This is a genomic window from Chelatococcus caeni (genome assembly GCF_014196925.1).
Classification (GTDB): Bacteria; Pseudomonadota; Alphaproteobacteria; order Rhizobiales; family Beijerinckiaceae; genus Chelatococcus_A; species Chelatococcus_A caeni.
Genome location: NZ_JACIEN010000002.1, coordinates 619,119 through 644,275 on the forward strand (window position 1 = coordinate 619,119; position 25,157 = coordinate 644,275).

General features: G+C 67.1%; 37 protein-coding genes, 1 tRNA gene and 1 pseudogene. 12 read left to right on the top strand and 27 right to left on the bottom strand.

All coding sequences use genetic code 11. The annotated features are described in order from the left end of the window. Positions 1 to 11 precede the first annotated feature (11 nt). Positions 12 to 266 carry a helix-turn-helix domain-containing protein gene (locus tag GGR16_RS11605; protein WP_183316684.1) on the bottom strand — a complete coding sequence of 85 codons (255 nt, stop codon included), beginning with the start codon at positions 264 to 266 and terminating at the stop codon, positions 12 to 14. A gap of 378 nt (positions 267 to 644) precedes the next feature. Further along, the gene (sciP, locus tag GGR16_RS11610) at positions 645 to 920 is read right to left on the bottom strand and encodes a CtrA inhibitor SciP (protein ID WP_026015031.1); all 276 of its coding nucleotides are present in this window, start codon (positions 918 to 920) and stop codon (positions 645 to 647) included. Positions 921 to 1,212: 292 nt separating this feature from the next. On the opposite strand from sciP, the gene mnmA reads away from it, so the two are divergent. The 4 genes from mnmA (at position 1,213) to GGR16_RS26230 (ending at position 3,718) form a co-directional block, all read left to right on the top strand. Continuing rightward, positions 1,213 to 2,385, top strand: a complete 1,173-nt coding sequence (gene mnmA, locus GGR16_RS11615; protein WP_019401578.1) for a tRNA 2-thiouridine(34) synthase MnmA — start codon at positions 1,213 to 1,215, stop codon at positions 2,383 to 2,385. A 25-nt stretch (positions 2,386 to 2,410) separates the two neighbouring features. Further along, entirely contained in the window at positions 2,411 to 3,064 is a 654-nt protein-coding gene (locus GGR16_RS11620) for a class I SAM-dependent methyltransferase (protein WP_019401577.1), read from the top strand. A 159-nt stretch (positions 3,065 to 3,223) separates the two neighbouring features. Next, positions 3,224 to 3,300, top strand: a tRNA-Met gene (locus GGR16_RS11625). Positions 3,301 to 3,526: 226 nt separating this feature from the next. Continuing rightward, positions 3,527 to 3,718, top strand: coding sequence for a hypothetical protein (locus GGR16_RS26230; RefSeq protein ID WP_246372996.1), 192 nt, complete (start codon positions 3,527 to 3,529; stop codon positions 3,716 to 3,718). A 99-nt stretch (positions 3,719 to 3,817) separates the two neighbouring features. Here the strand turns inward: GGR16_RS26230 and GGR16_RS26235 are convergent. The 24 genes and pseudogenes from GGR16_RS26235 to GGR16_RS11745 all read right to left on the bottom strand — a co-directional run. Further along, a pseudogene (locus GGR16_RS26235) lies at positions 3,818 to 4,888 on the bottom strand (recombinase family protein); the annotation flags it as partial. 229 nt (positions 4,889 to 5,117) lie between these two features. Next, positions 5,118 to 5,588 (bottom strand): thermonuclease family protein, encoded by a 471-nt coding sequence (locus GGR16_RS11635; RefSeq protein ID WP_183316685.1) that lies wholly within the window; start codon positions 5,586 to 5,588, stop codon positions 5,118 to 5,120. Beyond that, positions 5,581 to 5,790 carry a hypothetical protein gene (locus GGR16_RS11640; protein WP_183316686.1) on the bottom strand — a complete coding sequence of 70 codons (210 nt, stop codon included), beginning with the start codon at positions 5,788 to 5,790 and terminating at the stop codon, positions 5,581 to 5,583. Before GGR16_RS11640 ends, GGR16_RS11635 begins: the two co-directional genes overlap by 8 nt. 321 nt (positions 5,791 to 6,111) lie before the next feature. After that, entirely contained in the window at positions 6,112 to 7,077 is a 966-nt protein-coding gene (locus GGR16_RS11645) for a hypothetical protein (RefSeq protein WP_183316886.1), read from the bottom strand. A 1-nt stretch (position 7,078) separates the two neighbouring features. After that, positions 7,079 to 7,762, bottom strand: a complete 684-nt coding sequence (locus GGR16_RS11650) for an ASCH domain-containing protein (RefSeq protein WP_183316687.1) — start codon at positions 7,760 to 7,762, stop codon at positions 7,079 to 7,081. Then, positions 7,755 to 8,030, bottom strand: coding sequence for an HNH endonuclease (locus GGR16_RS11655; protein ID WP_183316688.1), 276 nt, complete (start codon positions 8,028 to 8,030; stop codon positions 7,755 to 7,757). Before GGR16_RS11655 ends, GGR16_RS11650 begins: the two co-directional genes overlap by 8 nt. A gap of 103 nt (positions 8,031 to 8,133) precedes the next feature. Continuing rightward, positions 8,134 to 8,877, bottom strand: coding sequence for a phage Gp37/Gp68 family protein (locus GGR16_RS11660; RefSeq protein ID WP_183316689.1), 744 nt, complete (start codon positions 8,875 to 8,877; stop codon positions 8,134 to 8,136). Between the two features lie 12 nt (positions 8,878 to 8,889). Beyond that, a complete protein-coding gene (locus GGR16_RS11665; RefSeq protein WP_183316690.1) occupies positions 8,890 to 9,315 on the bottom strand; it encodes a hypothetical protein in 426 nt (141 codons plus the stop codon). Between the two features lie 292 nt (positions 9,316 to 9,607). Continuing rightward, positions 9,608 to 11,584: a DNA cytosine methyltransferase gene (locus GGR16_RS11670; RefSeq protein WP_183316691.1), complete on the bottom strand. Its 1,977-nt coding sequence runs from the start codon at positions 11,582 to 11,584 to the stop codon at positions 9,608 to 9,610. After that, the gene (locus tag GGR16_RS11675; protein ID WP_183316692.1) at positions 11,584 to 11,784 is read right to left on the bottom strand and encodes a hypothetical protein; all 201 of its coding nucleotides are present in this window, start codon (positions 11,782 to 11,784) and stop codon (positions 11,584 to 11,586) included. Before GGR16_RS11675 ends, GGR16_RS11670 begins: the two co-directional genes overlap by 1 nt. After that, a complete protein-coding gene (locus GGR16_RS11680; protein ID WP_183316693.1) occupies positions 11,781 to 12,347 on the bottom strand; it encodes a J domain-containing protein in 567 nt (188 codons plus the stop codon). The genes GGR16_RS11675 and GGR16_RS11680 overlap by 4 nt, the downstream gene beginning before the upstream one ends. Then, a complete protein-coding gene (locus GGR16_RS11685) occupies positions 12,344 to 12,571 on the bottom strand; it encodes a hypothetical protein (protein WP_183316694.1) in 228 nt (75 codons plus the stop codon). Before GGR16_RS11685 ends, GGR16_RS11680 begins: the two co-directional genes overlap by 4 nt. Before the next feature lie 7 nt (positions 12,572 to 12,578). Further along, positions 12,579 to 12,821: a hypothetical protein gene (locus GGR16_RS11690; protein WP_183316695.1), complete on the bottom strand. Its 243-nt coding sequence runs from the start codon at positions 12,819 to 12,821 to the stop codon at positions 12,579 to 12,581. 23 nt (positions 12,822 to 12,844) lie between these two features. Continuing rightward, the gene (locus GGR16_RS11695) at positions 12,845 to 13,597 is read right to left on the bottom strand and encodes an exonuclease domain-containing protein (protein WP_183316696.1); all 753 of its coding nucleotides are present in this window, start codon (positions 13,595 to 13,597) and stop codon (positions 12,845 to 12,847) included. A 3-nt stretch (positions 13,598 to 13,600) separates the two neighbouring features. Next, positions 13,601 to 15,094 carry a hypothetical protein gene (locus GGR16_RS11700; RefSeq protein WP_183316697.1) on the bottom strand — a complete coding sequence of 498 codons (1,494 nt, stop codon included), beginning with the start codon at positions 15,092 to 15,094 and terminating at the stop codon, positions 13,601 to 13,603. 41 nt (positions 15,095 to 15,135) lie between these two features. Beyond that, complete coding sequence (locus GGR16_RS11705; protein WP_183316698.1) at positions 15,136 to 15,906, bottom strand: hypothetical protein; 771 nt, start codon at positions 15,904 to 15,906, stop codon at positions 15,136 to 15,138. A gap of 14 nt (positions 15,907 to 15,920) precedes the next feature. After that, on the bottom strand, positions 15,921 to 16,910 hold the full coding sequence (locus GGR16_RS11710; protein ID WP_183316699.1) for a YqaJ viral recombinase family nuclease: 990 nt from the start codon (positions 16,908 to 16,910) through the stop codon (positions 15,921 to 15,923). Beyond that, entirely contained in the window at positions 16,907 to 17,149 is a 243-nt protein-coding gene (locus tag GGR16_RS11715; RefSeq protein WP_183316700.1) for a hypothetical protein, read from the bottom strand. Before GGR16_RS11715 ends, GGR16_RS11710 begins: the two co-directional genes overlap by 4 nt. After that, positions 17,146 to 17,439 carry a hypothetical protein gene (locus tag GGR16_RS11720; RefSeq protein ID WP_183316701.1) on the bottom strand — a complete coding sequence of 98 codons (294 nt, stop codon included), beginning with the start codon at positions 17,437 to 17,439 and terminating at the stop codon, positions 17,146 to 17,148. Before GGR16_RS11720 ends, GGR16_RS11715 begins: the two co-directional genes overlap by 4 nt. Then, a complete protein-coding gene (locus GGR16_RS11725; protein WP_183316702.1) occupies positions 17,436 to 17,774 on the bottom strand; it encodes a hypothetical protein in 339 nt (112 codons plus the stop codon). Before GGR16_RS11725 ends, GGR16_RS11720 begins: the two co-directional genes overlap by 4 nt. After that, positions 17,771 to 18,097, bottom strand: coding sequence for a hypothetical protein (locus GGR16_RS11730; protein WP_183316703.1), 327 nt, complete (start codon positions 18,095 to 18,097; stop codon positions 17,771 to 17,773). The genes GGR16_RS11725 and GGR16_RS11730 overlap by 4 nt, the downstream gene beginning before the upstream one ends. Before the next feature lies 1 nt (position 18,098). Beyond that, a complete protein-coding gene (locus GGR16_RS11735; RefSeq protein WP_183316704.1) occupies positions 18,099 to 18,341 on the bottom strand; it encodes a hypothetical protein in 243 nt (80 codons plus the stop codon). A gap of 5 nt (positions 18,342 to 18,346) precedes the next feature. Further along, entirely contained in the window at positions 18,347 to 18,697 is a 351-nt protein-coding gene (locus GGR16_RS11740) for a hypothetical protein (RefSeq protein ID WP_183316705.1), read from the bottom strand. Between the two features lie 290 nt (positions 18,698 to 18,987). Then, positions 18,988 to 19,785, bottom strand: coding sequence for an XRE family transcriptional regulator (locus GGR16_RS11745; protein ID WP_183316706.1), 798 nt, complete (start codon positions 19,783 to 19,785; stop codon positions 18,988 to 18,990). Between GGR16_RS11745 and GGR16_RS11750 the strand changes: the two genes are divergently transcribed. After that, positions 19,784 to 20,053 (top strand): carph-isopro domain-containing protein, encoded by a 270-nt coding sequence (locus GGR16_RS11750; RefSeq protein ID WP_183316707.1) that lies wholly within the window; start codon positions 19,784 to 19,786, stop codon positions 20,051 to 20,053. The genes GGR16_RS11745 and GGR16_RS11750 overlap by 2 nt on opposite strands. A gap of 17 nt (positions 20,054 to 20,070) precedes the next feature. On the opposite strand, the gene GGR16_RS11755 is transcribed toward GGR16_RS11750, so the two are convergent. Next, positions 20,071 to 20,334 (bottom strand): hypothetical protein, encoded by a 264-nt coding sequence (locus GGR16_RS11755; RefSeq protein ID WP_183316708.1) that lies wholly within the window; start codon positions 20,332 to 20,334, stop codon positions 20,071 to 20,073. Between the two features lie 100 nt (positions 20,335 to 20,434). Here GGR16_RS11755 and GGR16_RS11760 point away from each other — a divergent pair, with 100 nt between their 5' ends. From GGR16_RS11760 to GGR16_RS11790, 7 genes are read left to right on the top strand one after another with little or no spacing between them, the layout of a single operon-like run. Beyond that, positions 20,435 to 20,938: a hypothetical protein gene (locus GGR16_RS11760; RefSeq protein ID WP_183316709.1), complete on the top strand. Its 504-nt coding sequence runs from the start codon at positions 20,435 to 20,437 to the stop codon at positions 20,936 to 20,938. A 9-nt stretch (positions 20,939 to 20,947) separates the two neighbouring features. Continuing rightward, the gene (locus GGR16_RS11765; RefSeq protein ID WP_183316710.1) at positions 20,948 to 21,091 is read left to right on the top strand and encodes a hypothetical protein; all 144 of its coding nucleotides are present in this window, start codon (positions 20,948 to 20,950) and stop codon (positions 21,089 to 21,091) included. Between the two features lie 17 nt (positions 21,092 to 21,108). Continuing rightward, positions 21,109 to 21,348: a hypothetical protein gene (locus GGR16_RS11770; protein WP_183316711.1), complete on the top strand. Its 240-nt coding sequence runs from the start codon at positions 21,109 to 21,111 to the stop codon at positions 21,346 to 21,348. Beyond that, positions 21,338 to 21,538 carry a hypothetical protein gene (locus GGR16_RS11775; protein ID WP_183316712.1) on the top strand — a complete coding sequence of 67 codons (201 nt, stop codon included), beginning with the start codon at positions 21,338 to 21,340 and terminating at the stop codon, positions 21,536 to 21,538. Before GGR16_RS11770 ends, GGR16_RS11775 begins: the two co-directional genes overlap by 11 nt. Then, positions 21,538 to 21,780, top strand: coding sequence for a hypothetical protein (locus tag GGR16_RS11780; protein ID WP_183316713.1), 243 nt, complete (start codon positions 21,538 to 21,540; stop codon positions 21,778 to 21,780). Before GGR16_RS11775 ends, GGR16_RS11780 begins: the two co-directional genes overlap by 1 nt. Further along, positions 21,773 to 22,495 (top strand): GcrA family cell cycle regulator, encoded by a 723-nt coding sequence (locus GGR16_RS11785; protein ID WP_183316714.1) that lies wholly within the window; start codon positions 21,773 to 21,775, stop codon positions 22,493 to 22,495. The genes GGR16_RS11780 and GGR16_RS11785 overlap by 8 nt, the downstream gene beginning before the upstream one ends. Continuing rightward, positions 22,492 to 25,152 carry a DNA methyltransferase gene (locus GGR16_RS11790; RefSeq protein WP_183316715.1) on the top strand — a complete coding sequence of 887 codons (2,661 nt, stop codon included), beginning with the start codon at positions 22,492 to 22,494 and terminating at the stop codon, positions 25,150 to 25,152. Before GGR16_RS11785 ends, GGR16_RS11790 begins: the two co-directional genes overlap by 4 nt. Positions 25,153 to 25,157 lie beyond the last annotated feature (5 nt).

Consider the following 25,157-nt stretch of genomic DNA (forward strand, 5'->3'; position numbering starts at 1 on the left):
GAGCCGCTGCTTCAGGCGGGAGCGTTGCGCGCGATGCCGCTGCCGGCCTCCGGCACGGCAAAGCCGGCGGCCGTGTAATCGGCGAGCTTGTTGCGCAGGGTGCGGATCGAGATGCCCAGCATGCGCGCGGCATGGGTTCGATTGCCGTTGCAGTGGACGAGCGTCGCGAGGATCAGCTCCCGCTCGACGACGGCCATGGGCTGGCCGACGAGCGCAAGCGCGGCGGGGAGGGTGGGCGGGAGCTCCCGGGGCGTCGCATTGCTCATCGCGCCGCACCGGCATCGCATGCCGTCATCAGCGAAGGTCCGGCAACGAACCGGCCGTGTGCCCGATAGGCCCATGTCTGCCGATATGCCCATCCCTGCCGAAGCGACCCTGCGTGCCGTGAGGGCTTCATTCCCATACCGCCGTCTCCGTGCGTGATGGCGCGAGCCGCAAGCCCCCGCCGCTGTGCGTGCGGATGTTTTCGCGCTTATGGTTAGGGAGCGGTTAAACGGCTCGCGACAATTGTCGCGTCCCGATGGAAAACGGTCACCGAGGGCGACGGCCGTTGCTTCGGAAGCGGAAACGCCGGCCCGGGGGCCGGCGTTTCCTTGTCTTTCCGAGGTTGCGTCCGGGAGACCGCACCACCCGGCGGAGACGGTTCACTGTCTGTAGTGCTGGATGCGCGTCGTCCGCAGGCCGGCGAGGCCGTGCTGGTCGATGGATTGCTGCCAGCTCAGGAACTCCTCCACCGTCAGCGTGTAGCGCTGGCAAGCCTCGTCGAGGCTCAGCAGGCCACCGCGTACGGCGGCGACGACCTCCGCCTTGCGCCGGATGACCCAGCGCTTGGTGGAGGACGGCGGCAGGTCGGCAATCGTCAATGGACTGCCGTCGGGCCCGATGACGTATTTCACCCTCGGGCGTTGGGGTTCGGTCATGATACGCTCACACTAACTCGACTGACCAACGTCGAGAGGGAGCTTAGACCTGCGTGATTTAAGATTTGCCTAAAGCAAAAGCTGCAGCGCATCCTCGTCGGTGATGCCGTCACGACGCTGCGAAGGCGGCAGGAATTGCCGGCTTCCAAGCCTGCAGGGCAGCCGCCGCCGCAAAGCCGACACACGGCCCGCCTAAGGGGAACACCGGGTTTTACTGCGCTTGCCGGGCATTATATGTATGCCCAAGCCAGCTGCACCTCCGCCTTGCCGGGCGGGGAGGAGAGGATGAGCCATGCTCAACAGCCTTGATCTCGCCAAGCCACCCGCCGAGACGCGCGTGGTCGTCGCCATGTCGGGCGGGGTCGATTCCTCCGTCGTCGCCGCGATGATGAAGCGCGACGGCTACGATGTCATCGGCATCACCTTGCAGCTCTACGACCACGGCGCCGCAGTCCACCGCCGGGGGGCCTGCTGCGCCGGCCAGGACATCCATGATGCGCGCCGGGTCGCCGAGCGGCTCGGCATCGCCCACTACGTCCTCGACTACGAGTCGCGCTTCCGCGACGCGGTGATCGAGCGTTTCGCCGAGAGCTACCTTGCCGGCGAGACGCCGATTCCCTGCGTCGAGTGCAACCGGTCGGTGAAGTTCGCCGACCTCCTGGAGACGGCGCGCGATCTCGGCGCCGACGTGCTGGCGACCGGGCATTACGTCGCCAGCCGCCCCCTGGCGAACGGTCGCCGCGGCCTCTTCCGCGCCGCCGACCCGGAGCGCGACCAGAGCTACTTCCTCTATGCGACGACGGCCGAGCAGCTCGATTTCCTGCGTTTCCCGCTCGGCGACATGGCCAAGAGCGAGACGCGGGCGCTCGCCCACGAATTCGGCCTCACGGTGGCCGACAAGGCCGACAGCCAGGACATCTGCTTCGTGCCCAACGGCCGCTACACCGATATCATCGAGCGGCTGAAGCCCGGCGCCGTGGCGCCCGGCGACATCGTGCACGTGGACGGCCGGGTGCTTGGCCGGCACGAGGGCATCATCCACTACACCGTCGGCCAGCGGCGCGGCCTCGGCCTGTCGGTCGGCGAGCCGCTGTTCGTCCTCAAGCTCGATGCGGAGAAGGGCCGGGTCATCGTCGGTCCGCGCGAGATGCTCGGCACCGAGAGCATCAGGCTGCGCGACGTCAACTGGCTTGGCCCGGTGGCGCTCGACGCGCTGCCGCCCGAGGGCCTGGAGGTGGCCGTGCGGGTGCGCTCCACGCGCCAGCCCTGCCCGGCCTTCCTGCGACGCGACGCGGAAGGTGTGGAGATCGTCCTGGCCAGCGCCGAGGAGGGGGTTGCACCCGGTCAAGCCTGTGTCATCTACGATGGTGTAGATGGTCGTGCGCAGGTGCTGGGCGGCGGCACCATCCGCGCCACGCGTCCGGTGCCGATGCGCGAAACGCTCGGAGAGGGCGCGGTGGCCTGACGGAGACGGTTCGACGAGGGGGACAATGGCAGCGGCCGACATCAAGGGGCCCGATACGGCCTCGATGCGCAAGGCCTACGAGCGGTGGGCGCCGGTCTACGATGTCGTCTACGACAAGCTGACGGCGCCGGCGCGCCAGCGGGCGGTTGCGGCGGCGCTCGCCTGCGGTACGCGCATCCTCGAGGTGGGCGTGGGCACCGGCCTGTCGCTCGATGCCTATCCCAAGAGCGCGCAGGTGACCGGCGTCGACCTGTCCGAACACATGCTGCGGCGGGCGCAGCAGAAGGTCGACCGGCTCGGCCTTCGCCAGGTCGAGGCGCTCGCGGTGATGGACGCCTGCCGCCTCGGCTTCCCGGACGGGACCTTCGATGCCGTGGTCTCGCAGTTCGTCATCACGCTCGTGCCCGATCCCGAGGCCGCGCTCGACGAATTCGCGCGGGTGCTGCGGCCGGGCGGCGAGATCGTCCTCGCCAATCATTTCGGTGCTGCCGGCGGCGCGCTCGCCAGCCTCGAGGAGGCGGTGGCGCCGCTCGCCAGCAAGGTGGGCTGGAGCTCGGCCTTCAAGGCGGAGCGCATCGCCCGCTGGGCGCGCTCGCGCGGGGTGGCCGAAGTCGTCTCGCTCGAGTCGGTCTTCCCCGGCGGCTTCTTCAAGGTCATGCAACTGCGCAAGTTCGCCTGACCGTCGGGGAAGGCGAGAGACCGCGGGTCTCTCCCGGCGGGCAATCCAAGGGCGCACACGCCTGCTGCACAATGCGTGGAAAGCGCGCGAGCTTCCTTGACAGCCGCCGCGCCACCTCATTATATCCCGCCGCACGGTGCCAAGCGCCGCGCCCGAAGGGGCGGAGTAGCTCAGCTGGTTAGAGCAGCGGAATCATAATCCGCGTGTCGGGGGTTCGAGTCCCTCCTCCGCTACCACTTCTATAGCCGAAACTCCGGATGGCCAGATCTGCTGCCCTGTCAGGGCGGTCAGTACACCCATGATCCGGATCTCATAAGGCTCGCGCGCCGCGCGCGGCATCACGATAACGCTGTCGACGACTTCGCGCAGCGGTGCGACGATCTCCCAGGGCAGTTCCTTGCTGCCGCTCATGATCATCCCGAGCTCGGCAACGTTCTGGCGATAGCGCTCGATCGCCTGGGGATGCAGCTCCACAACATTAGTGTCGCTGCCGGCAAGCCTCAGTTGTGCGTTCAGATCCTCGCGCTCGGCCTTAAGCTCTGCCATACGCGCCGCGACGTCATCCTTTTCCACCGTGCCGTCGGCAAGGGCGTCGACGAGCCTCTTGATCGACGTGTCGACTTCGGCAAGCCGCCGTTCGACGTTGGCCCGTGAGCGGCGCGCGTCAGCTTCCAAGGCTCGCCTCTTGGCCTGATACCGCTTGAGGTAGGCCGCGATGACGTCAGGGTCGGCGAGCTGCTGCCGAAGCGCATCCAGAACGATACGCTCGACCTTCTCGATGTAGTAGCGACCGCGATTGGAGCACGAGCCGCTCTCCTTGAACGTGCTGCAGATGATGCGCTGACCGCTACGGTCACTGCCGGAGATGACCATGCTGCCGCCGCAGCACCCGCACTTGAGAAGGCCTGAAAGCATCCTCTTTGTCCGCGGCTCTTTACGCGTCACGTCCCGCGTCCTTTCCGCCTTGCGCTGGATCGCTGCCTCTGCGTCGCCGTCCTCAACTATGCGCAGGTGAGGAGCGTCGGCATAGCGCCATTCCGATTCGGGATTGACCCGCGAGATGCGCTTGCCCGTGTCCGGGTCGAGCACCATGCGGACCCGGTTCCAGACGATCTGGCCGCGGTAGAGCGGGTTCTGGATGATGCCGTGCCCGCGCGCCTTGTTGCCGTTGATCGTCGAGGCGTTCCAGGCGCGGCCACGCGGCGGCGGAACGCCGTCCTTGTTGAGCATGGCGGCGATTGAGCGCGGCGAGGTCCCCCTGCGGTAGAGGCCGAAGATGCGGCGCACCACCTCGGCCTCTTCCGGGACGATCTCGAGCTCGCCCGGCTTGCCCGGGATCGGCCGATAGCCATATGCACGGCCGCCGGCATGCCGGCCGTCGCGGATCACGCCATCCATGCCGCGGCGCACCTTGTTCGCCAGATCGAGCAGGTAGAGGCTTCCGAGCATGCCACGCACGCCGATCTGCACCGGATCGGCCGCGCCGTCGTGCACGGCGATAATTTTCACGCCCTGGAACGTGAGGCGCTTGTAGAGGCCGGCGAGGTCTTCCTGGTCGCGCGAGAGACGATCGAGGGCCTCGACGATCAGGATGTCGAAGGCCTGCGCACGCGAGGCCTCTATCAGGCGCATCAAGCCGTCCCGGCCGAAGATGGATGCGCCGGAGCGCGCCCGGTCGTGGAACGTGGCGACAACTTCGTACCCACTGCGCTCGGCGAAGGTACGGCAGAGCGCCACCTGGTCGTCGATGGACCGGTCCCGCTGAAGGTCAGTCGAGAACCGGGCGTAGACGGCGGCGCGGGTTCCTCGAGCGTGTCTGGTCATTGGGGCTACCCTTGCCTAGCGCCGCCTCGTGGTCGATCAGAGCTTGCCGATCGGCGAGCGCCTCCACGAACCTGATCAAAGCGGCCTTTGCCTTGGCGCGCAATTCGGGATCGAGGGATGGACCAGACGTTGTCCCCGGCGGCAGAGCCGCTGTGGATTTCGTCGTCATTCAAGGGAGGCCTTTCCGCTCCGCACATCTGGCGAGCTCTTCTTTGCAGGTGGGGAAGGGTCATGTGGTGGCGCTGCACCAGTCGATGCGCCGTGGGCAGCGGCCGCGCGGGCAATCATAGGGCACGGCATGACCGGCACGGATCATGATCGCGGCGACGTCGCGGCCGTCGATGTAGACCCGTGCGAGGGTGCGGCGATAGCGATCGCGGCCCTGCCGGCGGATGGTGACGGTGCCGCCGGTGAGCAGGCGCCGCAGGTGGGCGGTGGCCCGGTGGCCCCGCTGCCGCTCGCTGTCGCACCGCGCCTGGTACGTCTCTGGCGCGTCGAGGCCGACGATGCGGATGCGCTCGTCGTCGACGTGGATCGTGTCGCCGTCGACGGCCACGATGAGCGGCTCGGCGCCCCACGCGCGCTCGGCAAGGAGCGCCAGCACGATCCCGAGCAGGCAGGCTGCGATCACGACGAGGCAGCCGGTGCGCATGCGCTCCTGCACCTCTCGCGGTGGGATGGGATCCGGCCTCTCAGCCATCCTGCGTCTCCCTGAGGACGGCGGCCCGCAGCTTCTCGGCGAAAGCGGCCGTGCACCAAATGACGTTGCCTTTTATCGCGACGGAGTTGTTCGTAATCTCTATGCTCTCGCCCGAGCGCTCATCCATGACAGTCGTGCCCGACGGCACCAGGTAGACGTGCATGCCGCGGAGGGGCCCGGCATAAGTGGCGACTTCACTCATCTCGTCCCTCCTTCAGGGCGGCGAGCTTTCCCCGGAGTTCATCTCGGCGTTTCGTGGCGAAATGGCATTCGGTGAAAGCCGAGCACCGGGGCGCGTCGCCTGACGGTCCTTGGCTGCGCCCGTTTACATTCCGTTCGCGCGGGCATTCCCGGCTCTTCATCCACTTCGAACAATCGACGCACCGTGTGCCGATGCGGACGATGTCTGTGGAGATGCGGCGGATCTGATCTTGCCGCTGGACATGTGCCGAGAACGCGGCGGCCCATGCCCAAACCTCGCGACCATCCGATGAGATGTGTTCTGGCAATTTGGGAGCGTTTGTCATCGCCCCAACTCCGGTGCAGCGAGATGCGGAGGAATCACGCCATTGACTTGATCGCCCTCGGTGACGAAGCGGATAAGCATCGCCAACAGCTGCACGATTTCATCTTCAACCTCGTACCAGTTCATGCGCCCTTCGGCGTAGTGGACTGCGCCCCGAACGACCTCTCCGGCCTCCTCCGCGATTTTCAGCGTCACATAGTTGGGCTGCGGGTACTTCGCCGACGCCTTGACGGCAGCCTCGTGCGCTCTACCGATCAGTTCGGCGATGTAATCGTCACCGCGCAGGGTCGCCAGCTCCGACATGAATGTCCTGATGCCTTCGCGGTTCGCCATGTCGGTGTAGCCCCAGTTCAGGAGCTCATCAGCGATGCCGTCCAGGACCAATTCCGGATCGCTCACACCATCCGCGCTGTCATAGAGGCCGCAGCCGGTATGAATCGCGCGCCCGCAAGACGGGCACTCCGCCGGTAAGTTGTCCGGAGAGCCGTGCATAGGACACCTAGGCGACGCCACCGGCTCAGCGGCCGGCGCGGCGACAAGAGCCGAACGGATGCGGCGCTCGTAGTCCGCTTGGGCGGCGGCTTTGGCGGCTTCTAGCGAGGGAAAATCATGACCGACGCAACGCCACGTCTCGCCATTGAGATACGCGACGTAGTTTTCGCCAAATCCGTGCGGGGCAAGCCATGAGTTATCCCGCCACGTGCTCGCGTGCCACTCCAGCGGCTTCACGGCCACCGGCGCTGGCGGGGCGGTGTAGAGCGGTTCCGCGTCCCATGCCGATGGTTTGCGTTCGTCCGCAATCCAGCCGCCTTTGGGTCCGCGCCATCTCCACATAGCTGGGTCGGCCGGCGCGGCGCGGAGAGCGGCGAGTTCCTCCCTCAGTCTTTTTGCCTCCTCTGCTTCGGAGAGGAGGGCGTCGTACTCGGCGCCTGAAAGCGTCACAACGTCGTGTTCACGGCTCATCTCACCCCTCCATGGCGTCGATATTGGCGAGGACGGGCCGGAAGCCGTAGACGGCCACCCAGGGGTTTGCCTCCCATGAGCCGGGGCCGTGGAGGCTGTTCCAGAGAGTCATGAACCAGACGCGAGGGCTATTCGCCACGCTCGCCGGCATCCCCTCGGCCATCGCATCGGCTTCGCTGATGTCGTTCAGGCGCTCGACGCGCACGTCGGTCACGAGGAGCGTGATGCGGCTCGCCCATCTCGGCATGAAGCGGGCGTGGCGGTAGCGACCGAGGTTCTTGGGCCTGCTGCTCTCGGATGCGGGCCATTCAGATGTGCGACGGTATCCTTCGGACGCCTCGCTCGATCCGCCAGCCCCGTATATTACAATCGCATCAGTCCGGAGATCGCGCGGCGGGAGTTTGTCGACACCGGCCCATACTCGCCACGCCTCCTTCACCCAGAGGCGGTCTCCGGCGCGCGGCTTGCGGTGTAGATTAAGCAGGCCACGGTCGGTGATGCAGATGCGCCCGCCGACAACGCCGCTGGCATTCCAGCAACGGAGCCCATCGCCCGGGTGGGGGAAGTCATAGGGCTGCGGCTTCAACACCCGCCGCGTCTGCGTCTTGCCCGTGCCGGGCTGCTCGATCTCGCGCAGGATCGCGCGGACCATGGGCGGGGAGAACGGGATCGGGCGGTCAGTCATTGGCCCGCGCCTCCGAAATGTCGTTGTGCTCACGGCCGTCGAGGAGGCGGCGGGGGAGCAACCGCCCTGTCACTCGGCACCGGCGGCCATCTTCGGCGAGGTGATGCGCGTTGTGGGCGCGACGCTTCATCAGCTCCAGATTTGCAATCCGGTTGTCCGTCTTGTCCCCATTGCGATGATGAAGGATCTCGTCGCGCTTCGGACGCGGACTGCCTGCAGCGCACCAGACCACAAGATGCTCGTAGGCCCAGCCGTTCGGATCGGCCAAGGGGTGTCCTTTTCCGACCCTCACCTTGACGTAGCCATTGCTCCCGACACGGCTACCCGGCTTCCATCGGTGTTGTTGCGAAGCCTTCGGGTGGTTGTTGTGCTTACCTCTGGGCACGAGGCATCTCCCGGATCATGAGGTCGCCCGGGATCGGCGGCATCTTTGACTTGGCCGCGCCCCACATCTGCTTCATGAAGAACGCCGTGCCCGCCGCCGCGCACTGGTCGCGGATCGACCGGGCCCAATCGGGATGCATCGGCCGGGCGCCGGGGCCGCTCTCGCCGCCGACGATGATCCAGTCGATCCGGCTCAGCCACGGCTCAAAGATGATCGAACCGAGCAACGGCTCCGCCGAGATGAACCGCACCGCCGCCGGCGCCTCCAGAAGATGCGGGATGCGACGGTTGGCCTCGTGCTGGTCTTCGGCAGTCGTGCCGAGCCAGATATTCCAGGGCAGTCCGGCATCCCATTTCGGCCAGATCATCTTCTGGATGTTCTGCGGACGCTTCGTCAGAAGCAGCCAGTCGAGGTGCGGCGTGTCCTCGATCAGGGCGAACAGGTCCGAGCGCCAGATTTGGGGGACCTGGTTGTCGAACACGTCGGCGAGGCTGGCGCAGAACACGCGAAATCGGATACCGGCCGCTTCAGCCTGTCGGTTCCATTTCAGGGGCAGGCGCCAGTTGGCCTCTGACGTCCGGCGGCGGTCGCCTTTCCAGAGGTGTGCTTGCCCGGTGCGCTTCGCCCAGCTTTCGGCGTAGCAGTGGTCACAGGCCGGCGAGACGGCCGTGCAACCGACCCACGGATTGAAGGTGTGATGCGCCCATTCGATTTTGGTGTTGGAAGCCATGACGTCGGCCCTCTACTGCATGACCGAGAAGCAATTCGGCGTCGTGCACTGGGCGTGCAGATGGCCGTTGCGCGGGGATCGGGACCAATGCACCCGGCCGACCTTGCAGGCTGGGCAATCGATCACGCCGCCCTGGCCCTTCGGGATCGCCGGCATGACGATACGGACCCGCTCAAGGCTTTCATTGACCCATGCGCGCCAGGCTGCGCGCTCCTCATCGGTGTAGTCTTCGCGCAGTGGGCAATCGATCCTTGCGCGGAACTGGCTGCCAGCCGGCAGGCAAGGACTGGCTTCGCCCGGTCCCGAGATGTCGATCCCCCTGGCGCATCGCGGGCCGGTGCCGGAGAGGAACCCGTCGAGATCGAAGCTGTAGTGCCGGCAGTGGTCGCTTGTGCAAATCGGCGGCGAGAAATCAGGGATGGTCTTGATGTCGCTCATGGCCGTTCGCCCTCCCATCCGCATTCGGAGCAATAGAGGTGCGCGCTCAGGCAGTAGCCGCAGGGGGCGTGTCCCCGATGGCACGAGCAGCCCCCCATTTCTTCGTCCTGGCGCCATTCGAGGCCGATGGTCCGGCAATGCGGGCACGGGCCGCCCTCGTCGGGCTCCTCGTTCTGTGCCGGTTCGGGCGCCGGGCCTGAGGCGCTCCAGCCGCAGGCGGTGCATCGGATCCCGGTCGGTGCCAGGATGCTGCCGGTCCATTGGACGGTGTCGGTGTTGCAGTGGGCGCAGATCATGGCCTCACCTCCGGCACCGGCGTGTCGACGGCGAGCGCGACCTCGATCGGCTGCACCCAGATGCGATCCGCGCTCAGCATAAAGGTCTCGCCCATCTCGGCGAGCAGCAGTGTGCGGCCCATTACCTCCGCGATTGCCTGCGCGGCATCGGGCGGCACGGCATTGCCGATGTGCTCACGCCACGCGCTGTCCGACGAGCCGGCGAGGCACCAGGTGCCGACTTCCTCGGGATCGACGAGCGATTGCAGGGCGGCCAGTTCGAGTGTCGTGAAGGGCCGGTGCCACGTGCCGTCGAGGGCGCGGATGACGGCGACGAGGCGATCGTCGGGCGCCGGTAATGCGCCCGCGTCTCCCGACGCCTGCGGCTCGCGCGGATCGGCGACAGCCCAAGCGCCCCGGTCGTACTTGGCATAGGCCGGCACCGCGCCGGTCGGCTCCGTCCAGCGCCGGACACCGTAGTGCCCTTGCGTCCGGTACGTCTCCCGGTCGGCCGGCAGGCAGTCGGGACGGGGATCGGCCACCGCGAATGCGCCATCTCCGGCGTGGCTGGCGCCGATCACCGTCTTAGACGCCTCGTCCCAGCCAGAGACTTTGTACTTGATCGGCTTATAGTTTTCGCGCTGCGGAGCGCGAGGATCGGCAACCGCGAGGCCGCCTGCCGGACCGCCGGGGCCGGCAATGGCCGGCGACGTGCTGCCCCACGGCACGATGCGGAACACGTTGTTGAAGCGGGGCGGCCCGGGGATACGCGGATCCGAAACGGCGAAACCACCTTGGCCCGGCGACTTCACATTGATGACGGCGCCGGCCGTCTCCTCCCACCGCCGGACGCCGTACTGGCCGTATTCCGAGGAGCCTTGCGGCATGCGCGGATCGGCCACAGACAGTGCCCCGGAGGCGACGTGCTGCGCGCCGGTGACGCAGAACGAGGAGCCGTTCCAGTCCGTGACGCGGAGCTTCGCGCTGGAGGCGCCATCGTGCCAGTTGCCATAGCGCGGGTCGGCGACACTGTACGAGCCGTTCGTCGGGCTCGACCGCCCGGCGACCGTGCCGCTCGGCTCCTCCCATTTCCGCACGCCGAGGACGCTCGCCTGCCAGTCGCCTTCGGGCGCGATCCCGTAGTCTGCGAGCGCGCCGTCCTCGACGCGAAGCCGATTGAGCGACCGCCAGTCGGAACCGGCCTCGACGAACGCGAGCCGCACCCATGTCTTCCACTGCAGGCTCGGCATGCGATGCATCGGGCCGGCGGCGGGATCGCCCGGCAGCGGCAGCTTCTCGAGCACCTCGCCGACGCCGCGGAGCCGGCGCTTGGGCGGTTCATAGAGGAACGGCGGCACCTTCTCGCGGTGCCGGGCCACCATCAGGAAGCGCTTGCGTGATTGCCCGAGGCCGCCGAGCTCGCCGCAGTCGTGCGTCGTCTCGGCCCATGCGTAGCCATAGGCGTCGTAGATCGCCTGGATCTGGTCGAGCAGCCATCGGCCCCGCGTCGCGATGCGCGGGACGTTCTCGAAGAGAAGGAATTCCGGCGGATCGTCCTTGTAGGCTTCGAGCAGGAGCCACACGCCGCGCAGCGTGAGGCCGTTGAGCGCCTGGTATTTCGGACTGAGGGAAACCTTCTCGGCGAGTAGGCCGGAGAAGCCCTTGCAGGGCATCGACATGAATACTATGTGCGGCCGCTCGTAGCCGAAGGCGCGGTGGATGTCCGCCGGCGTCGCCTCGCGCCAGCCCGGCGGCGGCTCCTTGCCGTGGAACGCGCGGTACTGGTCGAGCGAGAACAGGTCGAGCAGCGTGCCCTTGCAGCCGGCCATGTGCTCGAAATCGGCGAGTGCCGACGGCACGACGTCGATGCCGCCGATGTTGCGGAACTTCGCCCGCATGCTGCCGACGCGGGCACTGCCCTTGCGGAATCCCTTGGCGCCGCCGCCGATGCTGCAGCACATATGGGCGACGCGATATTCGCGCTCGATGTCCATCAAAGTCCTCCGAGGAGACGGGTGAGCGCGGCGAGCGCGAAGGCGAGCAAGAAGGAGATGACGGCCGCGATTGCGAACCGCTCCTCCTGGTAGCTGTCGGCCGATGCGGCGGCGAACTTCCGCATGGACACGATGAAGGCGAACATGAAGAAGAGCGCTCCGCCGTAGCCGAGGAGCGAGATGAGGATGGTGCCGATCATGTCCGCTCCTTCAGCGCAGCATCGCGCGCGGCATTGATCTCGGCGGCAGCCGCTTCCGAGCCGCCGCTGTCCGGGTGGTGCTGGCGGATGAGGAGACGATGGGCGGCCTCGATCTCGTCCCTGCCGGCCGTGCGCGAGACGCCGAGCACCTCGGACCAGTGGCGGCCGGCCGGAGCGGGGAGGGCGGCGAACCCCTTCATCGACGCCATGACGAGGGCGAGGGTGCCGTGCCGGAGTTCGACGCGGCGCGCCTCGAGCACGTGGTGGATCGCCTGCAGATTCGCGGCAGGCGTCGCGTAGCGATCGACCGGGATGCAGACCTGCATGCCCTGCCAGCGGAACCAGACCGCGACACCCGGATCGGCCGGCTTCTCGCACCCGAGCGAGACGTTCGACGACAGCACGACGTCGGTGACAGGCTTGCCGCTGTCGCGCCCGAAGAGGTTGAGGCTCGTGCGCACGTTGTTCAGCGCGCCTGCCAGCGACGTCCGGAACTGGCCCGTCTCGCGGCTCTTCGACCGCGGAAAGCCATCCGGCCAGGAGAGCGGGAAGGCCGTCGTCATTGCGAGGCCTCTTCCTGCAGGACCTGGCGAACGTCGTTCGCGAGGCCTTCCAGCGTGTCGGCGATGCTGCGCTTTACTGCCGCCTCGGCCGTGGCGATCGCAACGTCGTCCCCGGTCTTGGTCGGGACGGTCGTGGACATTCTCTCAGCGCCGGCCCGGTGAGCCTGGGCTGCCGCGTCGAGCCGATCGGCGACGATGTTCCAGATGGCGATGTCGGTTTTCATGACACCCTCAGAACGGGATGGAATACCAGTCGGTATCGGCCTCGACGGGCCGTGCCGGCGGCCCGGCATGGCGTCGGACGCGCTGCCCGGCGGCCGGCACGATCCAGATGCCGGGTTGGAGCCGGCGGCGGGTGACGTCGTCACCGGTGCGGCTGGCGGCGTAGCGCTCGCTCGTGATGAGCCCGCGCAACTCGCCCTCGGCTATGACCTCGGCGAGAGGTCCCGTCGCGACGACGTTGCTCCCGCTCATGAGGTGCCAGCCGCCCGGGATCATCACGCGACTTCCCCGGCCGCAGCCTCGGCGCGCCGCTGGTCGAGCCAGTAGCGGCACGTGTGATGCACGTCCTCGTCGAAGTCGCGCTCGAGCACCCACCAGAGGAAGCCGCTGTCGATGTCGCGCCACGGCGTGCCGCGATACCGGCCGATGTGGCACGTCACCAGAAGCGCGGGCTCGCTCGACCACTGCACGAGCTCGTCGATCGTGGCGATCTGCAGCATGTCGCGCAGCAGGTGCGCCGTGACATAGGCGTCAGGGCCGGCGCGGTGCGCGAAGTCGGCGACATGCCGGTCGAGCCCCTCCGGATTGCGCCAGTAGCGCAGCGCCTGGTTGCTGTGCCCCGGCGCGTCGGGCCAGAGCCTCAACGCGCACTTGTAGGTGCAGATGATCGGCCGGCCGGCGAGCACCTCGTCCGTGAACCACTGGCGCTCGAATTTCGCGTTGTGCGCCGCGAACATGGTCGCGTCGGCAGGAGCGGCGACCATCTCAAGGGCCTCGGGCCAAGAGGGGGCGCAGGCGACGTCCTCGTCGACGATGTGATGGATGGCCGAGGCCTTCGCCGGGATCGCATGCCCGGGATGCACATACATCTGCACCATCGGGCAGATCGTCCATTCCCGCGGCCATCCGAGGAATTCGGCAGAGGTCGGCACGAGGTCGACCCAGCCGAGATCGCAGACGCCGGTGCCGACGCCATCTTCAGGGGGCGCGAAGCCCGTCGTTTCGAGGTCGACGACGCGAATGCGCATGGCTCACTCGCCTCCCTTGCTGTCGGCGTAGGCCGCTAGCTCGTTCAACTCGTCGGCGATGGGCGCGAGGAGCTTCTCGTGCTCGGCCGAGAGGGCGCCGCGCCACAGCTTGAGGCGCTTGCTGCCCAGCTTCGCCTTGGCCCGGGCCGTCTCCCGGAGCTGGCGAACCTCTTCCGTCTCCTCCTCGGCCGGCGCGGCGGCAGACTTGATGCGCGCCTCGTGCGCCTCGAAGGCGTTCTGCACGCGGGTGCGCTCGTCGAGGCTCATCTCGTCGAGGGCGTCGGTGACGATGTCGGTGGCCTTGTCGAGGTCCTCGATCGTCGCCGCTGCGGAGCAGGCCGCTTCATACTTCTCGATAAGCTCGTCGTAGGAGGTGGACGCCGAGCCGGCCGATGGCTCCGGCCCGGCGTCCTGCTGCTGTTCGACAGGCGCAGCGTCCTTGGGCTCTTTCGAGCCCGCCTTCGGCCCAGTGGCCGAGGCCTCTGCAGGCGCGGTCTGCGCCTGGCTGTTCCGGGACTTCTTCGCGGTCGACGCCGGGGCGCCCTCCTGGGGCTGGGGGGCTGATTTGGCAGGCGCCCCGGCGTCCTTCCGGGCCGCTTCGGTCGGCCCGGGTTCCTCGGCCTCGTCGGCCTTGTTCTGCTGCGTGTCGCCCTCCGCGACCTGGTCGAGCTTGCTCTTGAGGTCCTTGGGGCGATCGGTCGCCGCTCCGGCGGGAGCAATGCGCGGGAACATCTCCTCGACGGTGGCCTCGCCGGTTTTCAGTGACGAGTGCATGCCCGTAAGCGTCGCCATGTGGTCGAGCGTGATGTCGTCGACGCCTTGGACGTCGAGGGCGGTGAAGATCTGCTCCGGCGTCACGCCGAATGCGGCGAAGGCCTTCATCGCGCGGTCGCGGCGCTCGACGAGCGTCTTCACGTCGCCGGCGAGCACGCTCTCGACGGCGGTATAAGCCTTGCGCCACACGGCTTTCGGAACGGCGCCGAGGATCGCATTGCGTTTGGCGATGGCGCAGGCGGCATTGCCGGTGACGACGATCATGTCGTCGTTGAACACGCGCCCGCTCTTGTCGCTGATGCGGCGCCGGACGCGGGCCGTTGTCGCGGTGTTCGTCTCCAGGTCGTGGAATACGCCTTCGGCCTCGATGTATTTCTCGAAGCGATCGACATGCACGACGCGGGCGCCGACGCGGCAGTTGCCCCACTGGCCGGCGATGATCTCGGCGAGGCGCACGGACGGCCCCTTGATCGGCTTGCCGCCGCGCGGGAGCGCGTAGACGCATTCCTCCGCCGTCTCCTCGTCGAGCGTCGCGAGGGTGAGGATGTTCTGCACGGCGCGCTGGATGCTGCGGGGCATCGCCCGCGCGGTCGCGATCTGCGTGTCGACCTCGGCACGGGAGAGGGCAACGGCGAGGCTCTGCATGCCGCCGCCCTCATAGCCGACGGGCAACTGGTGGCTGATCTCTTCGTCCTGCACGACGGCGGGAGCATTCGCGTTCATGGATAGTGGTCTCCTGTCGGGATTGCGGGGGCGAGGAGGGATCAGCGGAACGAGGCCTTCACGTCCTCGAAGATCTTCGCGCCGGCCAGCTTGCGGCCGCCCATGCGCACGAAGGTGTTGAGCGCCATCTGCACGTGGTCGCGCTTGAGGTACGGGCGGAGCGCGTTGAGATCGATCGCGTCCATGGAGACGATCTCTCCCTTCCACTCGGCGCGGGCGCTGGCGACGGTCCCGGTATCGCTGCGCACCCGCGTCAGGTCCGCCGCCTTCGCGGCCGCGGCGGCTTCAGCCTGGGCCGCGCGTTCGGCGAGATCCTCGGCCTTGTCCTCGTGCTTGGCGGATGCCGTCGGCCGGTTCCGCTCGGCCTCGCGCTCCGCGATCTGGCGCTGGCGCTCGGCCTCCTCCGCCAGCTTGCGCGCCTCTTCCTCGGCCTTGCGGCGAGCCTCGGCGGCCTTCTCGCGCTGGTAGACCGTGGCCCGGTCGCCGAGCTTCTTGGCGATGTTGTCGAGACGTTCGATGAACACCTTGAAGAAGGCATCGACGTCCCGACCGCCCTGGAGGAACGGTTCCTTTTCCGCAACGCGCGCCCGGTCGACGCGCTTCGTCAGTTCCCGCGCGTCCTTGATGATCTCGCCTACGGCGACGAGGTCATCGTCCGACTTGACCTCCTTGGGCGCGCCGTTCGCGCGACTGGCGATCTTCTCGATTTCATGCCGCAACTGGGCATGGTCCTCGGCCAGTCGCTCACGCAGGTCGGGCGGGTTGTTGCCTCCGATGCCGAGGCGGGGATCGATGGCTTCTGCAACGGTCATTTCGGCGGCTCCTTTCAGGCGATGGCCTTGAGGTTGAGCCGGCGATAGGTCGTCGGCTTCACGGCGTATCCGGCGCGGTTGATGGTCGACCATTCGACCTTCCAGCCGGGCACGTAGGCGCGCTCGTACTCGCCGAGCTTCGCCTTGATCTCGTTCTCGATTTCGCCGATGCGGCTCTCGCGCTGCTTGATCTCGGCCTTGAGCTGCGAGCGCTCCTGCAGGATGACCGGCATCATGTTGTCGCGGGACAGGTCCTTCTCGAGGCCGTTGTCCTCACGGTAGAGCGAGGCGATCAGTTCGCCGTCACGGCCGTAGTCGGGATCGGGCGCGTCCCGCTCCGCGACGCGGCGCCAGAAGTCGGCCACCACGTCGCCGACACGCTTGACGATGCCGGCGTGCAGCGGCACCTCGACGGGGTAGATGTCGATGCCGTAGCTGACGACGAGCGGCGCGACGCATGCCCAGCTCGCGCCGGCAAGTTCGGCTTCGACAATGGCCTGCACCGCGATCCAGAGCGGCGGCTCGATCTCATCGGTATCGGGTTCGCGCCATTTCTGGCGGAAGATGCCCGGCTCGACGGACTTGAATTGCACGATGCCGAAGCCCGGCCGCTCCGGATCGACGGCGAAGGCATCCGGTGTCGCACCAATCCGGCGCGCCGGGTCCCGCAGGTAGACGCCTCCCGGGACCGGGTTCGCCATGATCTGCCAGGTCGGGCGCTCCTCGCCGAGCAGCTTGATGCCGACCGGCTCAAGAAGACGGCCGCGGCGCATGGCCGGCGTCTCTTCCGGATCGGCCTGCACCAGGCCGGCCTTGAGCGCCCACAGGCCATAGGCCGTCTGATATTCGTGAACCCCGAGCAGGGCGCCGATCGTCGAGGCGGTCACGTCCTGGCGACGATTGCCGAGCCAGCTGTCGTGCGACGCGATCTTGAGCACTTCGGTGCCCCGCTTCTTCGCCGCGAGGTTGAGCAGAGCGGCGGCCGAAAGGCGTTCGGGTTTCATGCGGAAATCCTCTCGGCATCGACGCGCAGTCGCTGCAGCGAGCGGGCCTCGCTGATGGCTTCGTCGATGTTCTGGTCGATGAGCTCGGGCCCGTAGCCGCGGCCCATGAGGGCGCGCAGCACGTCGCCTTCGTCGTCGAGATCTGCTTCGTCGGCGATCAGGTTCGCCGCCATCGCCGCGATGTTGAGGCGGCGGATGTCGAGCGGGCGCTCACGGCGCGGGCGATGGTGCCTCGTCACGGCGTGGTCTCCTCGTCAATGGCGCGGGTATGGGGCACATCGCCGTGCGGCTCGGCGTGCGGATCTTCCAGGCCGCGGTGCATGTCGCGCAGCACGGCGCGGACGCAGAAGGCGATGAGGATGAGGGACGGCAGGATGAAGAACGTCCCGACCGCGAAGGCGGCGTAGTCGTGCCACGCCCAGCGCGGCCAAGGCTCGGCGGCATGGGCGGGCGTGACGATCCAGAAGGCGAAGAACAGGCCGAAGATCACGGCCCAGCCGGCGGCGGCTTCGATGTGGTCGCGGTTCATGACGGTTGTGCTCCATGCGAAGCGAGCGTCAGGGACAGGGACACCGGTAGCCGGGAGCGCAGGCCGAGTTCGGCCGCTACAGCCAGAGCGTCGCGCGGGTCATCGATGTCGGTGATTGCCTCGGCCTCTCCCTCGGCGCTGCGGCCGTAGACGCAGAAGAACTCGGCGACCGCCGCGGACTGCCCTGCCGCGACCATCGTCGCCTCTGGGTCAGCGGGGATGATGAGATCGCAGCAGCCGGCGAGCTCCAGCGACGCGAAGCGCGACCAGTCCGGCTCGGCGTAGTCCGTGCAGCAGTTGAAAAGCCGGGCGTCGGCCATGGGGCAGGGGGTCATGACCGCTCTCCCCTTGCTAGGGCGAGGGCGGTGCGAAACTGGGTGGCTGCCCTATGGAGCCCCCGCGCCTCCTTACTGCCGGCCGCCGCAAGGGCGTTCTCGGCTGCAGCGGATACCGGGAAGCCGTATCGAGACAGAGCGTCGGACAGTTCCTCGGCCGCCTCCACCATCGCGTCGAAGGCATTGATGGCGCGGAGGGCGAACTCGGCATCGTCCTTGTCGAGGCCGTAGGATCCCTGATTGGCGAACTGGTACTGCCGGCAGGATGGGTGCCCGCAGGGGCACTTCAGCAGTTTCCACGGCCGCGCGGTGATCATGCTCATGTCAGGCAACCTCCAGCGTGGCGTAGGCCTGCGTGGCCGCTGCCGTGAGGTTTCGTTCGACGAAAGCCTTGGTGGCCTCGAAGGTCGGGAATTCGCGGACGCCCAGATGGATTGGGCTGCAATCGCTCGACCACGCGTAGGACCAGCGGTCGGCATCGAGGCGCTGGATGGAGAAGCGGGTGCCGTCGACGTCGGTGGCGTGCCACAGACCCGAGACGAAGTGAGCGGTCCAATCGAGGGGCATGGCGGTTACTCCGCGGCCTGCAGAAACGCCGGGGCGACCGTGTCGAGCGCCGCCAGTTCGGCCTCGATCCGCGCCGTCTCACGCTTCCATGCGGTGAATTCGCCGATGCAGTTCGCGGCATAGAGCGCGTGCTGCAGCTCATCGCGACAACGCTCGACCGCCGACATGCGGGAGCGCGCATCATCGATTTCCCACTGGCTGCGCTGGATCGAAGCCTGCTTCCAGACCTTGCGCAGGAATGCGCCGAGCGGTGCCGGCTTGCCCCACTTGCGACGCAGGGCCCACGCCTCGCGCATGATCGCAGGACGGTCGTAGCGGCCGTCGGCGGTTATGAAGGGATAGGACGAGAGGGCCATCGGTGCCTCCAACATCGAACATGTTGACGCTACCGGCTTACATGTAGCGTGTCAACACGAATTATGTTGATGCGGGACGACGGCGATCCTCGCGCGCACGCGACGCGCGCGGCGGCCGATCTCAAGCGGGAATCGTTGTGAACGAAGGGGGCGCTCCCAGCGCCCCACCCTTCATCTCAGGAACAACGTTATAGGTTGTTCTCAATCCCCGCGCGCGTGGGCGCGCGGGTTGTCGCCCGAGCCGCTGTCCCTGTGGGAATAGGTTCTGTCCCTGCGAATGTCCCTGACGTTCAGGACTGCTTGCGATCCTCGAGCGGCAGCTCTTCCATGCCGACGCCCATAGCCGCGCGGTTGTTATCGCGCCGCAGCTGCGCTGCGCGTGCCCGCTGCTCGATTCGGCGGATCTGCCCACGTTTCACGGTCACCCAGATCTCGCCGACCCAGGCAACGCGAGCCCCGATGATCGGCCGTGCGTTAAAGCTCTCCAGCGTGAACGTGTACGGCTCCGGCCCCGGCGCCAGGCGCTTCAGGAAGCGGCGCCCATCGTGGGTACGCACCGCGGCCTCCTCGCCGATGTAGGTGGCCGGGTCGTACCGCTGGTCGCGATACACGACGACGACGTCCCCATCGCTATAGGCCGGCAGCATCGAATCGCCCCTGACCTCAAGGCCGATCATGTCGTCCGGCACGGGGAAGGGGAGCTCTACCGTGTCGAGCCCCTCCGGCGGCACTTGCTCGAACTCGGGCTGGATCTCCGCGCCGGCGCCGATATAGCCCATGATCGGGACGGAATGGCCGGCTTGCGCGTCCCCTTCGCCGGTCAGCAGCCAAGCTGCTGAGGTCTTGAACGCATCGGCGTATTTCCGGGCGGCCTTTTCGTCGAAGCGGTTCTGGCCGTTCTCATGCGCGGCATAGGTCGACGGCGACCAGCCGAACCGCTTGGCCGCGCCCATCGCAGAGCTGAACCCGGCTTCGATACGCGCCTGCCGGAGGCGATCGCCCATTTCCATGGCAGAACCATGCCACGGCGTGTTGACATAAATCATGTTGACTTCATCAACACGTTGCGTGTAGATGTTTCTCGCCATGCAAACCATCGCTGACATCTTTGACGCTTTCGGAGGGTCGAGTGCCGTCGCCAGGGTTCTTGGCGTAGGGGCATCCACCGCGTCCGAAATGAAGCGGCGCGGGAACATCCCGCCGAAATACTGGATGGGCATCGTCGAGGGCGCCAAGCGATTGGACCTTCCGGGCGTCACCTATGAGGCGCTCGCGAAGATTCATGCCGGCGCTGTCGGTGGCGCACCAGGCGCCGTGTCGGACCAGGCTCCGGAAGCAAGCGAGGCCGCCCAATGACGGCCCCTCTTCCTGCTTCAGCTGTGTCGGCGTGGCTCTTCTCGGTGGCCTGCGCTCTGCCGCAGGGATCGCATCAGATTGGGCAGGCTCGAGCGCGGAATGACGACATGAGCGACGACGCGTCGTTCGTGTTTTGCGTCCCCATCATCGATGCCGGGCCGCGCGTCTGCCCAGAACGTCATTCGGATCCAGTCTTCCCAATCGTGGACATCAACGCCGCTGGCGAAGACGTCCGGGGTATGGATGATCTCGTTCGGGGCGATGTGCTTCGCCTTCGGCATGGCGACCTCTTTTCCATCTCCTCCCGAGGCGCTCCCATGGGGCGCCCGACTTGCCGGCGCGCGAGCGTCGGCCCTTCTCTTCCTCTGGAGGCGCTCTGACATGCCCGCCTCCGCCTCTGTTTCCCTGTCGGCTTTCGCCATCTCCGGACCGGGTGTTCCCAGTACCTCGGGCCGTCCGGCTTCGACCACCAAGCGTTCCCAGCGCTCGGTCGCCGCTCCGATGTCCAAAGCATCGGAGAAAGCCGCGATGATATCTGCACGGAACCAGGGGCAATCCTGCCCCGGTGTGGGCCAGAACTGGTCCGGATCGATCGATGCCGATGGGATGGCGCGTTTCCTGCGCTCCATCTACCCGCAGAAGACGGCCATGCACGTCGCTGCGGACACCGGCCTGCCCGTCGAAAGCATCAAGAACTGGCTCAACGGCGTCAGCGCGCCGGGGTTCCGAGCGACGGTGACGCTCGCGCTGAACTATGGGCCCGAGTTCCTGGCATCGATGGTGAAGGAAAAGCCGCGGTGGCTCGATCGGGCCGCGCGCGAGCACCGTCAGCAAGAACTTGAGCGAAAGCTGGAGAGTATCAAAGCCGAGCTCGCCTCTCTCTAAGGAACCAGTATGAGCGGCATCGGTCGTTATTTCTGGCTTGCGCTGGCGATCATCCTGCAACGCCTCGCGGAGTTCTTCGCCGATTTTGCGGGGGTACTTCTGAAGTGGTCTCGAAGGTGTGAGGAGCGCGCCCGATCCACGGGACGCGATTGAGCAGCCCGGAGGCGCTTATGCAGAACACGCTGACCGCGTCCACCTCCGAAGAGATGGTCAAGACCATCCTGCAGCTCGAAAGCGATAGGGGCCCGGCAGTGGCCCACGAGTTCGCCGAGGGATGCCTATACGGGGCGCTCGGATACCTGGTGGTCCGGCTCGGCTCCCGCTCCGCTTACGACATCATCCAGGCCGCGGCCGATGCCGTGGTCTCCCGGCACATCGAAGAACATGGAGAGCATCAGCATGAGCGCTGATCCGATTGAGGCGAGCCGCAACGTGGCAGCGGACGAGAAGCGCCGCATGCAGACCGTGCGTGCCGCCGTCACGAACATCATCCTGCTCGCCAAGCAGCAGTTCGACGAGGCTCAGCATTTCTCGGCCGACGACAAGGACGCCGAGGACGAGATCGTCGCCATCCTGACGCGGCGCCGCGAGGTCCGCTGATGTCGCGCGCGCCGACCTTTGCCGAGATCGCGGTCGAACTGCAGCTCGCGGCGACGCGGGAAGCGTTCGGGCTGGAGAAGCTCGAGCATCTGTCGGCGAGCAGCGGCGAGAGGGCCCTTGCGGTGGCCGTCGTCGAGGTCCGCCGGTCGGCAGAAGTGATCGCCGCCGCCGCCGGGATCTTCAAGTCCCTGATCGGCCACGAGGCCGAGGTCCGCAAGCTTCTGGGGCAGACCGATGGCTAGGTTCGATTGGACCGAGGAGCGGCTCGCAGACCTGCGCCGCCTTTTTCACCGAGGCCTCGGCGCGACGGAGATCGCGGTCGAGATAGGCGCCCCTACGCGCAACGTGGTCGCAGGCAAGCTGCATCATCTCGGATTGCGGCGGCGCGACTTCCCGGCCCTCGACGAGAGGCCGTCGCAGAAGCGACGCCACGCACCGCGGGCCGCCAAGGCGGCGAAGAATTCCAGGATCCCTTCCGGGGGAGACATCACCGCGGCCCGGGTCGACGGGGCGGCCGGTGCAAGTCCGGAAAAAGGGCGATCTGCGTGCGGGACCTCCGGAAGGGGAGGGCGTGAGCCTTCAGCAATGGGCTGCCCGCAAGATCGCCAGGTCGGCACGACGGGGGCGGCGGCTCCGGCCGCCGTCCCCGCGAAAGAACAGAAGCAGCGCCTCCATCCCGGCAACATCGCGCGCAAGGCCGAAGCCAAGCGGATCGAGCACGTCAATCCGGAGGCGCGCCGCGGACGCGAGACCCTCGCTCTGATGGAAGCCGAGGCAACCGCACCCGGCAGGGTCTCCCTCATCGACCTTCGTGAAAATCACTGCCGCTGGCTCTGCGCACCGTCTCCAGGCGGCATGCCGACCTACTGCGGCTGCCAGACGAAATTCGGCTCGTCCTACTGCCCGGAGCATCACGCCCGGGTGTGGATGGCCCCGCCACAGCGGGACAAGAAATGAGCGATCCCTATCGCCAGTTCCTCGAGGGGAAAATCAAGGTCGCGCCGGTGCGCGGCTTCGAGGTCGATCCGGCCGAGGTCAACCCCGACCTGAAGGACTTCGTGCGCGCCATCGTGCCGGTGCTCGCCCACGGCGGCCGTCGCGCGCTCTTCTCGCGCTTCGGCATGCACAAGACGAGCGCCCAAATCGAGCTCGCGCGTCTCGCCATGAAGAACACCGGCGTCGTGCCGCTCATCGGCGTGCCGCTCGGCGTGCGCCACGAGTTCTTCGAGGAGGCGGAGACGCGCTTTCGCGGCGACTGCGCCGTGAAGATGCGCTTCATCCGATCCATGGACGAGGTCGACGAGCATTCGATCAACCTCACGAACTACGAGACCCTGCGCGAGGGCAAGATCGATCCATCCGCCTTCGGCTTCGTTTCGCTCGACGAGGCCGCGGTACTGCGCGGATTCGGCAGCACGAAGACCTTCCGCCAGTTGATGGCGCAATTCGCCGGCGATGATCGCAAGGCGGGCGTGCGGACGGAGGGCGTGAAGTATCGCTTCGTGGCCACGGCGACGCCGGACCCGAACGAGTATATCGAGTTGCTCGCCTATGCCGCCTTTCTCGACATCATGGACGTCGGGCAGGCCAAGACACGTTTCTTCAGGCGCGACAGCGAAAAGGCCGATCGGCTCACCCTCCATCCGCACAAGGAACGCGAGTTCTGGCTGTGGGTCGCGTCCTGGGCACTCTTCCTGCAGCGGCCGTCCGATATCGGCTTTTCCGACGACGGCTATGAGCTGCCGCATCTCGACATCCGCTGGCACGAGGTCGCGAGCGACCACGCCGCGGCTGGGGAGGAGCGAGACGGGCAGATGCGCCTGTTGCGCGATGCTGCCCGTGGCGTGCAGGAGGCGGCGCGCGAGAAGCGGGACAGCCTGCCCGCGCGCATGGCGAAGCTGGCGGAGATCCGAGCCGAGGACCCGCAAGCCCATCGGATCATCTGGCACGATCTCGAGGACGAGCGGCGCTCGATCGAGCGCGCCATCCCGACCGTCAGGTCGATCTACGGCTCGCAGCCGACCGAGGTGAACGAGCAGACCGCGCTCGACTTCAAGCACGGCCGCTTTGCGGAACTCGCCACCAAGCCCTCGATGTCGGGGGCGGGCTGCAATTTCCAGTTCCATTGCCATTGGGCCGTGTTCCTCGGCATCGGGCCGAAGTTCCACGACTTCATCCAGGCGCTGCACCGCCTCGTGCGGTACGGCCAGCCCAGTCCTGTCGTCCGCATCGACCTCATCTACACGGAAGCCGAGCGCGAGCAGCGCCGGAACCTCGAGGCGAAATGGCGCCGTCACGAGGATCAGGCAGAGCGGATGAGCGCCATAATCCGCGAGTACGGCCTCGGCCGGGCCGCGCTGACGGAGGTGTTGAGCCGCTCGATCGGCGTCGAGCGCGAGGTAGTGGAGGGCGACGGATACCGCCTGGTCCACAACGATTGCGTCGATGAGACCCGACGAATGGAGGCCGACAGCGTCGACCTCATCGTCACGTCGATTCCCTTCTCGACCCAGTACGAATACACGCCGAGCTACAACGACTTCGGCCACACCGACAGCGACGAGCACTTCTTCGAGCAGATGGATTTCCTGACGCCGGAGCTGCTGCGCGTCCTGAAACCTGGGCGCAACGCGGTCATCCACGTCAAGGACCGGATCGTGCCGGGCGGCATCAACGGGTTCGGCTTCCAGACCGTGTCGCCGTTCAGCGACCTGACGGTGGCGCACTTTCGGCGGCACGGCTTCGCCTTCCTCGCGCGCAAGACCATTGCGACCGACGTCGTGCGCGAGAACAGCCAGACCTATCGCCTCGGTTGGTCCGAGCAATGCAAGGACGGCACGCGGATGGGCGCCGGCATGCCGGAATACCTCCTCATCTTCCGCAAGCCGCCGACCGATCGCGGCAACGGCTATGCCGACGAACCGGTTGTGAAGGACAAGCCGCTCGTCTATGTCGCCGGGTCCGATGGGCCGACGGAGCCCTTTCAGCGGGACAAGCGCCCGGTGCCGGGCACCGGATACTCTCGCGGCCGGTGGCAATTGGACGCCCACGGCTACATGCCGTCGGACGGCAACCGCTTCCTGCTGCCAGCCGAGCTGCAGGACCTCGTCCGCGTCGGGCGCGCCAATCCCGACGACAAGAAGCCGATCTTCCGCGGCTGGAAGCGGTATTGCGAAGAGCACGCCTACGACTTCGGAACGCACGTCGCGTTCGCCGAGGAGCTCGACCGCTACAACCTCCTGCCGCCGGATTTCATGCTCATCCCGCCGCATTCGCGGCACCCGGACGTGTGGACTGACGTGACGCGGATGCGCACGCTCAACACGATCCAGGCCGCAGCCGGCCGCGAAAAGCACCTGTGCCCGCTGCAGTTCGACATCGTCGACCGCGTCATCGTGCAGATGTCGATGCAGGGCGAGACCGTCCTCGATCCCTTCGGCGGCCTCATGACCGTCCCTTATTGCGCGATCCGGCTCGGTCGCCGGGCCATCGGCATCGAACTCGATCGGAAATACTTCCGCGACGGCGTCTCGCATGTCGAGGCCGCCGCCGAGCGGATGGCGGTGCCGACCCTGTTCGATCTCCTGGAAATCACCGCCGAGCAAGCCGCCTGAAAGGA